The sequence below is a fragment of the Nitratifractor sp. genome, from assembly GCF_015487065.1.
Lineage (GTDB): Bacteria > Campylobacterota > Campylobacteria > Campylobacterales > Sulfurovaceae > Nitratifractor.
Genome location: NZ_WFQN01000047.1, coordinates 1 through 13,962, shown reverse-complemented (window position 1 = coordinate 13,962; position 13,962 = coordinate 1). Strand labels below are relative to the sequence as shown.

The window sequence follows — 13,962 nt, the reverse complement described above, 5'->3', positions numbered from 1 at the left end:
GATGTCTATCCCGGAAACTTCAACCTCTCCTACGGCTATCTCGATCTGGCCTATGACCGCCGGGATTCCAGGACCGATCCCCGCAACGGTTATTACCTCGCGGGCTACCTGGAATACGGCTACAGTATGGGTGAGGAGGAGAGCAACCCCTATTACAAAGCGATGCTGGAAGGACACTACATCCGCAGCTTCGGGCATCTGACTCTGGCCGGGGTGGCCCACGCGGGGGTCCTGGATGACGGAGGCAGGGCGTCACTGCCGGCGTCGAAGTTTTTCTACGCCGGCGGCTCCTACAGCAACCGGGCCTACAGGGACCGGGATATCGGGATCACCGTCTCGCCCACCGAGGATCTGGGTATCGGAGGCCGGACCTGGCTCAATCTGACCCTCGAAGCCCAGTATCCCATCTGGGACAAGATCTACGGCGGCCTCTTTTTCGATGCGACGCAGATCTCGGAAAAGAGCTATGACTACTCAGGCGCCTGGATCCAGTCTGCAGGGGTCGGTTTACGCTATGAGACCCCTATCGGACCGCTCAAACTCGACTTTGCAGTCAATATCCACGATCCTTCCATCAACCGGATCAGTATTATGATAGGGCAGTCGTTTTGAAAAAGTTCCTCATTGCCTCGGCCCTTTTTCTTTTCGTTCTCTTGAGTGGGCTCTATCTGGCGCTCAACTCTCCCTATCTCATCGACAAGTTGGCGCGCAAATATGCCCCGCAATACCATTTCGACTATCGAAAGATCTCCGGCAATCCCCTGGCAGGCGTGACCTTGGATGCGTTGACCTACAAAGGCAAGCTTCTGGCTCGAAAGATTCGCCTACGAATCAACCCCTATACCCTCCTGCAGGGGCGCATCACCGTCTCCCGTCTTCAACTGGAAGGCGTCGATGTGGATGTGCTTGAGCCGATGCTCAAAGACTTCATCGCTCCGACCCTGCACGAACCGACACAAGAAACCGAAAGTGACACGGGAATTCCCTTTGCCTTTCGATTGGAAAATATCCGGTTGACGCTCCTGCCTTTTCAGCGTTACGGGGTGAAAGTCTCCCGTGAAGAGCTCTCCATCGATTCCATCGATTACGATACCGATCGCTTTAACGTGGGGCTGCTCCATCAGAAGGCTGCGACCTCTTTGGGATACATCGATCTCCTCGGGACCTATCATCGACGAATCATGCAGGTAAAAACCTTGACCGTCAGCCGCCTGGATCTCCAGGGAGTCGAGGCGCTGATCCGACACCTGGACAACGACGCTACCGCTTCGATACCGCAAAAGTCTGCCGAAGAGAATGCTACCGCTTCGGTCAAAGATTCATCGGTGGAGAATCTCTTTTTGCCCCGAGAGATCAAAGCCGAAAAATTTCGGCTCTCTCTGCGTCCCTACACACTGCCGGAAGGCATACACCTGGAGCGCACCCGTGTCGAAGGAGAAGGACTCGATGTCGATCTGGATCATCGCCGGATCAACGGCGGGGAACTCCGTCTCTCCCTCCGAAGCGATCTGGCCCGGGCCCGTCTGGCACTCCGGGCCAACCCCGGGCGTCTGGTCCTGGAAAAAGGAGCGATCGACCGGCTGGATCTGGAGAAGATTTTGGCAGGGGTAACCAAAGCGGAGGAAAACAACACAAGTACCGCTCCCGACAAAAACGCTTCAAGCGCTTCGATGCCTTTTCTGCCCGATCAGTTGGAGGTCAAGGCCCTGCAAATCGCAGTGAAACCCGGAACCCTGGAGGGGATAAAATATCGCCAAGCCCATGCCGCTATCGAAAATTTACAGCTTGACCTGAAGCGAAAAGCGATTCGGAAAGGGAGGGTAGGATTGTCACTCGCTACGGGCCTCTTCGACGGCGACTTGAAGGCCGAGATCGATTCCCGGAGGATCCGTTTGCAGGCATTGAATCTCAAAGCAATCGACGTGGAGGGGATCCAGTCCTGGTTAAAATCGCATCGAAAGATCGCCGGCAACGAAGCGGGAAATCACAAGAAAACCGAGTCGTCACCCAAAGGAATCAAGATTCCCTATCTCCCCCCAAAGCTCGAAGCGGATCGTCTCTTTCTCTCTGCGCGTCCTTTCAAACTGGGGACTTTCGAAGTGAATCGCAGTGAAATTTTAGGTGACTCACTCCACATCGATCTGGACAAAGCCCGGGTTCGCCGCGGAACCCTCGAACTCAAAACGGATGCCAATTGGCTGCGGGCGACGCTGCGGGGAACGGTGCAGGATAATCGTTTGATTCTCGATGAGAACGGCAGTAGCCGACTGGAAGCCAAAGCGGCGCTCTTTCGCTTCCTCAAACTCCCGTTGAGAGCCGAAGCTTTCAGTCCGTTAATCCTGACGGGTGAAGCGGATGAGAAGGGAGCCGATCTGCGGGTACGCTTTCATGCCCGGAAGATCCTGGCGGAGAACAACGGCAATTTCAATGTAGATATCTCTCGCTCCCTCACCCGACTCAAGGCCGATTTCGGCGAAGGAAACTACACGGTGCTCGAGGAGATGAACGCCTCGCTTCCCCAGACGGCACTGCACCTTTCCGCTGTTGTGCAGTCCGGGAAGGAAGGGGCGTTACACTATACCGGACGCGTTCAGAGTGACGGGATCCGTACCGGCAATGAAAAATTGGACAAAATGCTGGGACGGCCGCGTATCGATTTTCGGGGAGATCTCCGCGCCCTCTCGGCGACACTGCAGGCCGGACCTTTCCTCGGCCGTTTCGAGAGCACCGATTTCAAAACGGGGCGTTTGAGTCTCCGCACGAGCCGGGCGCTACAGCCGGCACGCTACATCAAACTGCCGGCCAAACTGCAGGGGACGCGGGTGAATCTGTCGGCGGAGATGCCCGTCGATTTCTCCAAGCCGTTGCCCTTGGAGAGCAATCTGACCCTGAGCTCCAACGTGGCGACTCTCAAAGGAACGCTCCGTTACGACAGTCGTCTCCATGCAAAGTTTCTGGGGACGTTTCCCAAAAATTCTCTGCTCAAAAGCTGGCTGCCCAAACTCAAACTCTCTGCGTTGGAACCCTTGAAAATCTCTATCGATGAAACGGAAAAATCGTGGCGGATGGCCTTGGCAAATCGAGTGATCAAGGGAAATCTCGATTATATGAAAAAGAGAAAAGAGCTCAAAGGAACGCTCGGCATCGCCGGTAGCCGTCTGGACATCACCGGCGAACCGCAGGAGAGGATTGAGGCAACGCTCCATACCGCATCGGTCCGGAAAATGATGCTCGATATCAGTCGGATCTACCCCTTTCCCGATCCGAAACTCGACGGAGACTTGACGCTCAAAATGATGCTGGAGAAGCTGACGCAGGCCACCGTTGAGTTGCGATCTAAAAAGTTCATTCCCGACAGTAGCGCACGGATCAAAGCACCGATCAACAATATCGAACTTCTTGTCTCAGGTGATTTGAAAAAGCGTAGCCTAACCTTGAAAAAATATCATCTTGAAACGGCCGGATTGACTCTCTACGCTACCAAACCCGGACATCTGATGATGCAAAAAGGAACGATCCGACTGCAGGAATTCTGGATAAATGATTCTTTGAAAATTACGGGGCAATATGATCCCGAAAAAAAAGCGGGAAATTTTGTGGCCAAAGCCGCCCGTTTCAAACTCAAACATAAATATGTAAATCTGGAGAGTTCCGTAGATATCAAAGGGAAAATCCTCGCGGATAAGATCGAAGCCCAAGGGAAGATTGTCCTTCTGGGAGGAACGGTCAATTACAATCTCGAAGCGAAGCATTATGCGACAGATGAGGATATCGTCATCCTTCAGCATCTGAAGAAAAATCAGGGGAGTTTTTTCAGAAAAAATGTGCAATTGACTCTCTATATCCAGAGTGAAAAACCTCTGGTTTTTCACCAAAAAAATGTCAAAGTGGAGCTGCGCCCGCAGATGAGCCTCATCAAATCCTTCGACGGAGATCTCCAGATGCTTGGTTCGATCGCCCTGGCCAAAGAGGGCTATTACATCTTCCAGGGCAAAAAATTTGTCCTCTCACCCAGTAGCATCAATTTCATCGGCAACCCCACCCGCCCGCTTTTGGATATCAATCTGGTCTATCGCCGCTACGGCCGCACGATCTATATCAGTGTCAGCGGTTCGGCGACGGAGCCGAGTCTGCAGTTTTCCAGCTCGCCCTTTATGACCCGGGATCAGATCCTCTCTTTTATCCTTTTTGATACGGTGGATTCCGGTAATAATGCCGGAAATATGTTGAGCATCGTCGGCGGCGGAATCGCCAAATCAATCCTGGGAAACATCGGTTTGAAAGTTGATACACTTATCGTCACCTCCAACGGTTTTGAAGTAGGAAAAAAGATCACTGACAAGATTACGCTTTTGTATGATCAGAGAGAAGGAGAACCGAAAGTGATCGTTCGTATTCAACACTCCGCACACACGGAAACCGATATCAGTATCGGAAGCGAATCCCAAAGTGCCGATATCATCTATCGAAAAGAGTTTTGAGGTTTTTCTAAGTCTTTTTTCGAAAAAATTTTGATATCATTTTGTTGCTAAAATCATTTTAAAAGGAATAAACAATGTCTCTTCTTGAAAAAGCAAAAAAAGCGGTTAAAGAACAGAAAAAAGAAACGCTTACTCCGATGCAACAGCTTCTGAAAGACCCCGAGGTCAAGAAGACCGCCCGTTATCTGGTCAAACATATGTCCCAAACTGAAGCGAGAAACAAACTCAATGAGATTCTCGAAGAAGAAGGAAAACTCCCCGTCAGAAAAAACGGTAAAGTGATGAAAATCAACTATATGCAGTTTAAAGAGCTTCTCCCCAAACCCCGCAAGAAGAAAGAGGCCTAAGCCCCGTCAGAGCCCGATTCGCATCAAATCCGATGCGAGGGTCAGCTCTCCCCGATAATTTTCCCTAATTTCCTCCTCGATCGCTTTCATCTTCTTTTCATTGTCATAGCGAGGGCTGAAGTGTGTCGCCACAAGACGTTTGATTGCCATTTTCTCCGCCGCAATTCCCAGTTGCCTGGCAGTCGTATGCATAAACTTCCTGGGCAGGCGATCAAAATCCTTTTGCAGATAAGTCGCTTCGTGGATCATCAGATCCGCACCGCGGTAGGGGGCAAAAAGCTCCGGGCGGTCGTTGTCCCCGCCGATGAGGACTCTGCGTCCCGCCCGGGGAGCTCCCAGAACATCCCGGTTCTCCACCCGGCGTCCGTCGGGCAACGTGATAGACTCTCCCCGCTGTAGCCTTCCAAAGAGAGGACCCTCGGGAATGCCGAGTTTTCGGGCCTTTTCGAGGTCGAAACGGCCCGGGAGATCCGCTTCGGTATAGACATAACCGTAGCAGGTGATGGAATGGTGGAGGGCAATCGTTTCGATCCGGTAGTCGCCAAATGCCAGCGACTCTCCGGCCGAGACCTCTCTGACTGCCAGATCGTAGGGGAGCCGAAGCTGACTTAGACGCATGACGGTTTGGAGCATCTCCTGCAATCCCGTAGGACCGTAGATCTCCAGGGGCATTTCGCTCATCAGCATTCCCCGGGAGGCTAGCAGGCCGAAGAGTCCGTAGACGTGATCGCCGTGGAGATGGGTGATAAAGATGCGCTGCAGGCGATAGAGGCTCAGCGGGGTTTTGAGAAGCTGATGCTGTGTCGCTTCCCCGCAGTCGAAGAGCAGCCAATTGGAAGATTGGCGGGGGCGCAGCGCCAGGGCGGAGACGTTGCGCCGGCGGGTGGGGACTCCGGCCGAGGTACCGAGAAAGGTCAGTTCCATCTTTTCTCCTGCTTGCTTGACGGGAATACGGAGGCAAAAAGGTTCAAAGAGCTTTTTCCGCTTCGATCAAGGCGGAGATCCCTTCGGCCATCTCCGTGACCGCCTCCACTTCGGTGATCCCGAGACGTCGGCGGTTGCTGATATCCCAGATTCCCCCTTCGCTTTCGCTGTGTTCACCGTGGACCCCTCGAATCTGGAGATGGTGACGGTCGCAGATCCGGCGGAAGCGTTCGGGATCTGCCGAGAGCCTCGGCAGGCGGATATGGACGCTGGCCCGCATGGCGGTCCCCAGGTTGGTGGGGCAGCTGGTCAGATAGCCTAGACGTTCGCTGTAGGCGAAGGTGAGCCGCTTCTCCAGCTCCGCAACGGCCCGGACGAGGCGGGTGAAGACCCGGGCGATATCGCCGCCGGGCTCCATGGAGATGATCCGCAGCTGATCCTCTTCGTTGACCCAGACCAGGAAGGTTTTGTCGTCGTTATGGTAGATCCCTCTGCCTTCGGGCCAGTCCCGGTTGAGTCCGGCGCTCTCCAGAAACCGATCTCCCTCTTTGAAGAGGAAATGATCCCTGATAAGCCGCTGACGGGTCGCCTGGTCCATTCCGCTGAGGGGATAGTAGCGGCCGGCGAGTTCGTCGGTGAGTTCTCGGAGCGTGTCGGCGATCAGACACTCGACAATGAGCCGCTCCCGCCGGGCGATGGCAGGACCGAAAGGGAAGCAGTGGAGATTGCGGGCGACCCGGATCCGGGTGGAGAGGATGAATGTTCCTTCCGGATCGGGATTGGAGATCCGCAGATGGGCGGGGTTCAGATCGCTCCGGTGATGCCCGGTAACCGGATCGTAGTGGTGATACTCCCGGATAATGGGATCGAGGAGGAGGGCGAAGGTTTCGTAGCTCTCCTCATCTCCGGCATAGACCCCGATGGAGCTGTCGGGGTTCTCTACCCCGGAACGGATCAGCTGCTCCAGGGTATAGCCGTAGCAGGTTTTTTTTGTTTGGAGTCTCTCTGAGATCTCGGGAGTCAAATAACGCTGCAGTGCCGATCGATCTTTGTCGGATGATTGTGAACCGTTCATCAGGACTCTTTCGGATGGGATTTCGATCTATTAGGATATCATACAGGGAAATAGATCAGAGCGTAGCGGATAATCTACAGAGTCTGTTTAGAATTGGCATACAATTTAGTGCTACAATCCCCTCCGTATTTCTCTATCCAAGTGCACGATCATCGTTCTGTAAAACAATAGAGTGCTCTGAAAACCTCTCTTGCACGTTATTCAGAGTGTTCATATAGTATATAATAAGAGGATAGAGAAGTTTACACATATCTATGAGAGGTGTCGTCTCCTAATAATGAATACCGCAAAGATAAAAGAGCTGATTCAGCAGACTGCCGAAGAGATTGAAAGCACGAGGGATGACAATTTCGCGATCAACCGGGCCGTCGAATCGCTCGTCCGTGAAGTCACAGGTGCCGAGTATGCTTCGATCTGGATGAACGAGTATCCCCTGCTGGTTCGCGAAAGAGAAAAAGGGGTCAAGAGCTTATCGATGGAAGAGAAGCAGGGGCTGCTCTATCGCTGTTTCGTGACGAAAGAACCGGCAATCTACAACTATCTCACCAGTGAAAAAGGCTATCTCCCTTCGATCGACAATCCGGACGATATCCGAATCAAATCAAAAATCACTCTGCCGCTTCTGCTTGGGGAGGATCTCCTCGGCATCGTAACCTGCTACTCTTCTGTCAAAAAGATCAAGAATTTCGGACGTGAAGAGCTGGAGCGCTTCAAAACGATCGTTCCCGTGATCATCGAAGCGATGATTACGATGCAGAAAAACCGGGGAAGGAGTGTTCCGAGCGATCGTCGCAAAGGGGGGAGTGCTGATTCGGGACTGAGACGACGCAGTACCGATATCGTTCGCAGACTGGAAGCATTGGAATCGGCCGAAAAAGAGAACGCTTCCCTCTCTCAAATCGAAGCGGAAACGGCAGCTATCGTTCACGATATTCGCACCCCTGCCAACAACCTCCTGGGGTTTTTGAAACTTCTCGAGGAGCAGATCGAGGATCCCCGTCTGCGTGAATATCTCGATCACGCGGAAAAGAGTGCAAGAATGATCAACGATCTGACCACTTCGATCCTGGACAGTTTTTCCATGCGTCTGCAAAAACATTCCCCCAAAGAGCGGGTCAGCCCTTCAAAATATTTTTCCGAAATCGGTGAGACCTTCTCCGCACGTATGTACGAAAAGGGGATCCATTACAATATTTTCATCGATCCCAATCTGCCCCGGGAGATCGAGATCGATGCCGGCAAACTCAAGCGGGTTTTGATGAACCTTCTAGGCAATGCGGTGAAGTTTACCCAGGAGAAGGGCACGATCGAATATTCGGTTAGTTATATCAGCGCAGAGAAGAAAATCCACTGCTCCGTACGTGACAGCGGTATCGGAATCCCCAAAGAGAAGCAGGAAGAGATTTTCCGTGCCTTTACGCAGGCCGACGAGACGACAAAAGCACGTTACGGCGGTACCGGACTGGGATTGAGTATCTCGGCGGATTATGTCCGTGAGATGGGAGGAAAACTCTCACTGGAAAGCGAAGTGGACCGGGGAAGCACCTTCTTCTTCGATCTGCCCGTCGGTGTTGTCGATTCCGCTCCTAAACTCCTCTCCCTCTCCAAGACCTCCTCCCTCGCCGTGACGGTCTTGCTCCATAGAGAGAATCTGCCTGTCGCTAAAAATATCGCAAAATATTTTGTAAAAATGGGCTTGAAGCCGGAGCAGGTCAAAGCGGTCCTCTCCGCCGATCAAATCCCCAGAGATACGACACATCTCATTGCCTTCGAAAGTACGTTGCCTGCATTGAAAGCATGGCAGCAGGGGCAAGGTCGGTCGCTACCGACGCTGATTGTCGAAGAGAATTTCCTCGCACTCAGAGCGTCTGAGATCCCGGAGGCGTCGCTTGTTTCTCAATACGGATTTTATGGAGAGACCTTGTACGCTTTCGTAGCTGAGCGGCAGCCGGTACGGGCCCTGATCGTCGATGATGATCGCATCAGTGTGGAGTTGGTTCGGACCATGCTGGCCGAAGAGTATTGTCATATCGAAACCGCCTACGACGGAACGGAAGGTGAGAAGCGCCTGATCGAAGCTCTGGAAAAGGGGCAACCTTTCGATCTGCTGTTTACGGATAGAAATATGCCGGGCAGAAACGGAGCGGAGATGATCCGGCATTATCGAAAGATAGAAAAAAAGGCCGGACCCCATCGTATCAAAACCGTGTCGATCTCCGGTGATGTCGATAGAACGGATCTCCACGATGTATTTGATTATCTGGCGACGAAGCCGTTTCAAAAAGAGGAGATCGTCTCGATCGTCCGTGAAATCCAACCCCATACCAATTTCAAGGAGTAACTATGCAAAGACCGACCCCTACCGATGTTGAGAGAGAAGTTTCCAATGTGGATATGATCGTCTCCAAAGGAGACGCCGAAGGCAGAATCACCTATATCAATCCGATTTTTGTCAAAATTTCCGGCTATACCCAGGGGGAGCTGATGGAACAGCCCCATTCTATTTTGCGGCATCCCGATATGCCCAAAGTGATCTTCAAATACCTCTGGGACAATATCAAAGAGGGACGCGACGTCGTCGCCTATGTCAAGAACCTCTGCAAAGACGGAAGCTACTATTGGGTACTGGCCACGGTCAAAATGGCGAAAAACCCCGACGGGTCTTTCCGCAACTATATGTCGACCCGTCGCCGGGTGAATGACCACGCCAAAGAGACAATAAAAGCCCTTTACGCCAAACTGCTGAAAATCGAAAAAGAGGAAGGGGTCGAAGCCTCCCAAAAGGCTTTTGATGCTTTTCTGGCGGAGCAGGGTATTACAGATAGCGAGAGCTTCAACGCCTATATGCAAAATCTGAACAAATAAAACAAGGAGTAAAAACGATGATCAACTTTGATGAAAAAATGAAACGACTGACGAAGGTCAACGGCTATCTCGGCTCTGCCGTCCTCAACTATACCGGAGAGACTCTCTATATAGAAAATGAGCACACCGGTACGGATATCGCCTATGCGGCAACCATTTTCAACGATGCGTTCCGGACGATTTCCGAGACCTGTCTGGATATCGGTTTCGCCGAAGCGGCCTCTTTGGAGACCCGGACCCAGGACGGCCATGTCATGCTGGTCAAAAGTGCCGGAGAACATCATGGTAACAGCTTTGCCAAAATCGATCTCTTCTGCGTTTTCAGAGATGACGGAAATATCGCTCTGGCAAAAATGATTATCGACAAGGCGGCCAAAGAGATCTCTGACGAACTGGCCAGAATCTAAAAGAGTCTCCGATGAAGAAACTCTATCTGATCCGAAGCGCAAAGGCGGGATGGGACGAACCGGGACTGGCGGATTTTGAGCGCGGACTCTCTTCCCGCGGTCTGAAGAATATTCGGACGATAGGAGCCTATCTGCGGTTACGGGGCATTCGTCCCGATCTACTCCTCTCCAGTTGTGCGCTTAGGGCACAGCAAACCTGTGATTTGTTGGCCGAAGAGATAGAGTATTCCGGTACAAAGCATTATCTGCGGGAGCTGTATCTGACACCGCCCGACCGTATTCGGGAAATCATCACTGCACAGGAATCGGAGGTCGAAAAGCTCTTTGTCGTCGGGCACTCTCCCCAGTTGCATGAGGTGGCCAACTCACTGATGAATGAGCATCTCAGCCGTTTCCCGACGATGGGAATCGTCGCGATCGATTTCGAGATCGACTCCTGGGCAGAGCTAAACGAAAAGAGCGGGCAAATGGATTTTTTCATCTATCCCAAACAGTTCGAATACTATATGCCCGCTCAGATCCGGGCCCAACTGCCCCGCGAAGAGCTGTAAGCCTCCTGGAACCCGGATTTTTAGGGTGAAGGGGGGCGGCCATCCTCTTCCCGAAAGCTCCTGCTCCTTTTGATCTGTTTCCTATCTCCCCATTTGGACAAAAAACAAAGCGTTACGTATTCTGTGCCATTCTCCCTTCAATATACACAGTCGTTTTATGCTAGACTTTGTATAAAACGACGGAGATTTTTCTTTTATGGATCTTGAAATGGTGCAGGCGGTTCTTCAGGAAACCGCCGGTGAGATCGAGCACTATCCCGAGGATAATCTTGAGATCAACCGAATCCTTGAATCACTGATTAGAAAAGTAATGGGTGTCGATATTGCCGCGGTCTGGCTCAATGAAGATCCGCGTTTGATCCGGGAACATCACGAGGGGATTCGGGAAGTCTCAGTGCAGAAGAAACGGGGATTGCTTTATCAATGTTTCCAGACGAAACAGCCGGCGTTCTACAATGCCTTGGCTGCCGAAAAAGATTATGATCCGACCATAGACAATCCCACCGCTCTCGCGGTCAAATCGGGACTCTTTATTCCGCTGACAACTGACGAAGACCGACTGATCGGTATCGTGGCATGTTACACCCTCATCTGGTCGAGCAGACGTTTTTCCCGGGAGGATATCGAACGTTTTCAGACGCTGGTTCCCTTTTTGAATAAATGGATTGTCAAAATGCTTGTAAATCGGGGAAATAATCCGGCAAGCATCGGCTGGCATGAAAAGAACAGAAGTGTCAAAGAACCTCTTGTCGATTCCGGGGAAAAGGCCGCGCAAACGCCGGAATGCAGCCAACTATCCAAAATACTGGATTCTACGGCTGCTTTTGTTCATGATATCCGTACCCCGGCCAACGGATTAGCCGGTTTTTTGGATCTGCTGCACGAACAGATTCGGGATCGACGCCTCAGAGAATATATCACCCATGCCCGGGAGAGTGCCGAACTGATCAATGAGCTGACCACATCGATCCTCGACAACATCGCTGAAAGGCGGATTCAGCAAAGCAGCCGATCTTCCTGGATAGAGACCCTGAATTATTTCGCGGAAATCGCAGAACTCTTTTCGGCAAAAATGTATGAAAAGAGAATCCGTTACTCTATCTTTGTCGATCCACAGCTACCGGAGAAGCTTTTTCTCGAGCCCGTGAAGCTCAAACGGGTTCTAATGAATCTCCTGGGTAATGCGGTCAAATTCACACCCGAGAAGGGCTCTATTGAATATAGCATCGAATATCTGCCGCGAGAGTACTCCTTTCGGTGCCGAATCAAAGATAGCGGTATCGGGATTCCCAAGGAACGCCAGGCGGCGATCTTTCAACCCTTCACTCAGGCAGACGACACAACTCGGATCCATTACGGGGGGAGCGGCCTGGGGCTCTCCCTCTCCGCCGATTTCGTCAAAGAGATGGGCGGGGAATTGCGGCTGAAGAGCAAACCGGGGCAGGGAAGCCTCTTCTCTTTCGATCTCCCGATCAAGGGACATCGGGGCGGTCCTTCTCACGATCCGGTCGAAGCACAAGGTATCAGGATCGGTATTCTAGCTCCTGCAGACCAGGTGTCGATCGTTGTCAATATCATGCGCTATCTCACCGCTTTCGGGGTATCGTCAGATCGTATCAAGAGGCTCGAAAAGCCGGAGGAGATTGAATCTGCCTTGACACATTTGCTGCTTTTTGAAGATTTTCTCTCTCCGAAAGTTCTGGAGAATTGCAAGGAGAAGGGGATCCGTCCGCTCGTGGTCGAGGAGCATTTCCTCTCCCTGGAAACTGAAAGTTTGTCCGGAACGTTCGGAATGATCTCGTGCTACGATTTTTACGGAAAAAAACTCTACGATTATATCCGTTCCTGATTTGCCTCCTGTGTACGGCAGCGGGGCAGACTTTCTCTTTTGTGCATTCCCCGGAGAAATCTTCTCTCCCCCTCTCTTCGTCAAGCGGTCGATGCTTTCTGTTGCATCAGCTTCGGGGATATGATAACATTCCCCAAACTCCAGGAGAAGGCAAAATAGATGAAACGAGGCGTGCTGCTGCTCAATATGGGTGGTCCCAACAATATCGGCGAAGTGGAACTCTTTCTCCGCAATATGTTCGCTGATGCAAATATCCTGCCTATCAACCCTTGGATGCGTCGAATGATCGGCAACCGGATCGTTCGAAAACGTCTGAAGGAGGCAGAAGAGAACTACCGGGAACTCGGCGGCAAATCCCCCCTGACCGAGATCACCTGGTCCCTGGCGGCCAAGGCCGAAGAGCGCAGCGGTCTCCCTGTCCGACCCGCCATGCGCTATGTGCCGCCTTTTGCCGACGCTGCACTGAGGGAGTTTCAGCAGGAGGGGGTGGAAGAGCTGGTACTTTTCCCGATGTATCCTCACTACTCCACGACGACGACACGCTCTTCAGTGGAAGATGTGGAAGCGCGTTGCGAAGCGATGGGGTATCACCCCCAAATCCGGGTGATCGATCCCTACTATGATGATTTCGATTACCTGGAGATCCAGGCAGACAGAATCGCCGAAGCGTCCCAGGGTATCGAGACGAAAGAGTACGATCTGGTCCTTTCGGCCCACGGCCTGCCCATGAGCATTATCAAAGCGGGTGATCCCTATGAGAAGCAGGTAGAGGCCAACGTCTCGGCGCTCAAGACCTATCTGAAATTCCGAGGGCTGCACTTCAGAAATATCAGACTCGCCTATCAGTCCAAAGTGGGCAACGCCGCCTGGCTGGAGCCCAATCTGGCGGACGTGTTGCGCCGTCCGGAGAACCTGAACGTGCTGATCTTTCCCCTGGCCTTTACCGTGGACAACAGTGAGACACTCTTCGAACTGGATCGGGAACATCGCCGGATCGCGGAGAAGATCGGTTACGAAGATTATCGTGTGGCTGCCTGCCCAAATGACTCAGAGGCCTTCGCCGCATTTATCGCGGAGAAACTCGGCACGATCTGAGTCTGGACATCTTTCTTCAAAAGAGTAAAATTCTCATTTTCAGCTATAATTCTTCCTTCTTAAAACAATAACAAAGGAATATAGATGAAAAGCATGACCATCAAAGACACCTATCCCATCCAGGCGGCCGAGATCGGCAAAGACGAAGCCCGTTTCGACACTACCGACGAAATCATCGCCTACCTGAAAGAGACCGTCGAAGCCCATCCCGTCGCCACCTACATCGCCACCTTCGATCACTACACCCACACGAAGAATCTCCCCGAGCATAAAATGGACCCTGAAATTATCGATGTCAAACTGCTCGTCTTCTGTTTCGGCAAAGAGCTGCCCATTCCCGAAATGGCGGCAGTCCGCCCCCGGAGTAT

At 52.2% G+C, this 13,962-nt stretch carries 12 protein-coding genes; 10 read left to right on the top strand and 2 right to left on the bottom strand.

The annotated features are described in order from the left end of the window. From F8I07_RS02430 to F8I07_RS02420, 3 genes are all read left to right on the top strand, one after another. Nucleotides 1-612: BamA/TamA family outer membrane protein (locus tag F8I07_RS02430; protein WP_292655280.1), on the top strand; the 612-nt coding region annotated here is incomplete at its 5' end. Beyond that, nucleotides 609-4,481, top strand: a complete 3,873-nt coding sequence (locus tag F8I07_RS02425) for a translocation/assembly module TamB domain-containing protein (RefSeq protein ID WP_292655277.1) — start codon at nucleotides 609-611, stop codon at nucleotides 4,479-4,481. The genes F8I07_RS02430 and F8I07_RS02425, both read left to right, overlap by 4 nt. A gap of 74 nt (nucleotides 4,482-4,555) precedes the next feature. Next, nucleotides 4,556-4,828 carry a hypothetical protein gene (locus F8I07_RS02420; protein WP_292655275.1) on the top strand — a complete coding sequence of 91 codons (273 nt, stop codon included), beginning with the start codon at nucleotides 4,556-4,558 and terminating at the stop codon, nucleotides 4,826-4,828. Nucleotides 4,829-4,834: 6 nt separating this feature from the next. On the opposite strand, the gene F8I07_RS02415 is transcribed toward F8I07_RS02420, so the two are convergent. Both F8I07_RS02415 and F8I07_RS02410 read right to left on the bottom strand, forming a co-directional pair. Beyond that, nucleotides 4,835-5,752: a ribonuclease Z gene (locus F8I07_RS02415; RefSeq protein ID WP_292655271.1), complete on the bottom strand. Its 918-nt coding sequence runs from the start codon at nucleotides 5,750-5,752 to the stop codon at nucleotides 4,835-4,837. 43 nt (nucleotides 5,753-5,795) lie between these two features. Continuing rightward, the gene (locus F8I07_RS02410) at nucleotides 5,796-6,827 is read right to left on the bottom strand and encodes an arginine kinase (RefSeq protein WP_292655269.1); all 1,032 of its coding nucleotides are present in this window, start codon (nucleotides 6,825-6,827) and stop codon (nucleotides 5,796-5,798) included. A gap of 277 nt (nucleotides 6,828-7,104) precedes the next feature. Here F8I07_RS02410 and F8I07_RS02405 point away from each other — a divergent pair, with 277 nt between their 5' ends. From F8I07_RS02405 to F8I07_RS02375, 7 genes are all read left to right on the top strand, one after another. After that, nucleotides 7,105-9,168 carry an ATP-binding protein gene (locus F8I07_RS02405; protein ID WP_292655265.1) on the top strand — a complete coding sequence of 688 codons (2,064 nt, stop codon included), beginning with the start codon at nucleotides 7,105-7,107 and terminating at the stop codon, nucleotides 9,166-9,168. Between the two features lie 2 nt (nucleotides 9,169-9,170). Next, the gene (locus tag F8I07_RS02400) at nucleotides 9,171-9,692 is read left to right on the top strand and encodes a PAS domain-containing protein (protein ID WP_292655262.1); all 522 of its coding nucleotides are present in this window, start codon (nucleotides 9,171-9,173) and stop codon (nucleotides 9,690-9,692) included. 17 nt (nucleotides 9,693-9,709) lie between these two features. After that, complete coding sequence (locus F8I07_RS02395) at nucleotides 9,710-10,099, top strand: hypothetical protein (RefSeq protein ID WP_292655259.1); 390 nt, start codon at nucleotides 9,710-9,712, stop codon at nucleotides 10,097-10,099. 11 nt (nucleotides 10,100-10,110) lie between these two features. Further along, entirely contained in the window at nucleotides 10,111-10,650 is a 540-nt protein-coding gene (locus F8I07_RS02390; protein ID WP_292655257.1) for a histidine phosphatase family protein, read from the top strand. A gap of 196 nt (nucleotides 10,651-10,846) precedes the next feature. Next, entirely contained in the window at nucleotides 10,847-12,499 is a 1,653-nt protein-coding gene (locus F8I07_RS02385; protein WP_292655254.1) for an ATP-binding protein, read from the top strand. A 159-nt stretch (nucleotides 12,500-12,658) separates the two neighbouring features. Beyond that, a complete protein-coding gene (hemH, locus tag F8I07_RS02380) occupies nucleotides 12,659-13,594 on the top strand; it encodes a ferrochelatase (RefSeq protein WP_292655251.1) in 936 nt (311 codons plus the stop codon). A gap of 84 nt (nucleotides 13,595-13,678) precedes the next feature. Further along, on the top strand, nucleotides 13,679-13,962 hold a 284-nt coding region (locus tag F8I07_RS02375; RefSeq protein ID WP_292655248.1), incomplete at its 3' end, for a DUF6858 family protein.

Coding starts and splice junctions, on each gene's coding strand:
- F8I07_RS02420 (WP_292655275.1), top strand. CDS start 4,556: ATGTCTCTTCTTGAAAAAGCAAAAAAAGCGGTTAAAGAACAGAAAAAA.
- F8I07_RS02415 (WP_292655271.1), bottom strand. CDS start 5,752: ATGGAACTGACCTTTCTCGGTACCTCGGCCGGAGTCCCCACCCGCCGG.
- F8I07_RS02410 (WP_292655269.1), bottom strand. CDS start 6,827: ATGAACGGTTCACAATCATCCGACAAAGATCGATCGGCACTGCAGCGT.
- F8I07_RS02405 (WP_292655265.1), top strand. CDS start 7,105: ATGAATACCGCAAAGATAAAAGAGCTGATTCAGCAGACTGCCGAAGAG.
- F8I07_RS02400 (WP_292655262.1), top strand. CDS start 9,171: ATGCAAAGACCGACCCCTACCGATGTTGAGAGAGAAGTTTCCAATGTG.
- F8I07_RS02395 (WP_292655259.1), top strand. CDS start 9,710: ATGATCAACTTTGATGAAAAAATGAAACGACTGACGAAGGTCAACGGC.
- F8I07_RS02390 (WP_292655257.1), top strand. CDS start 10,111: ATGAAGAAACTCTATCTGATCCGAAGCGCAAAGGCGGGATGGGACGAA.
- F8I07_RS02385 (WP_292655254.1), top strand. CDS start 10,847: ATGGATCTTGAAATGGTGCAGGCGGTTCTTCAGGAAACCGCCGGTGAG.
- hemH (WP_292655251.1), top strand. CDS start 12,659: ATGAAACGAGGCGTGCTGCTGCTCAATATGGGTGGTCCCAACAATATC.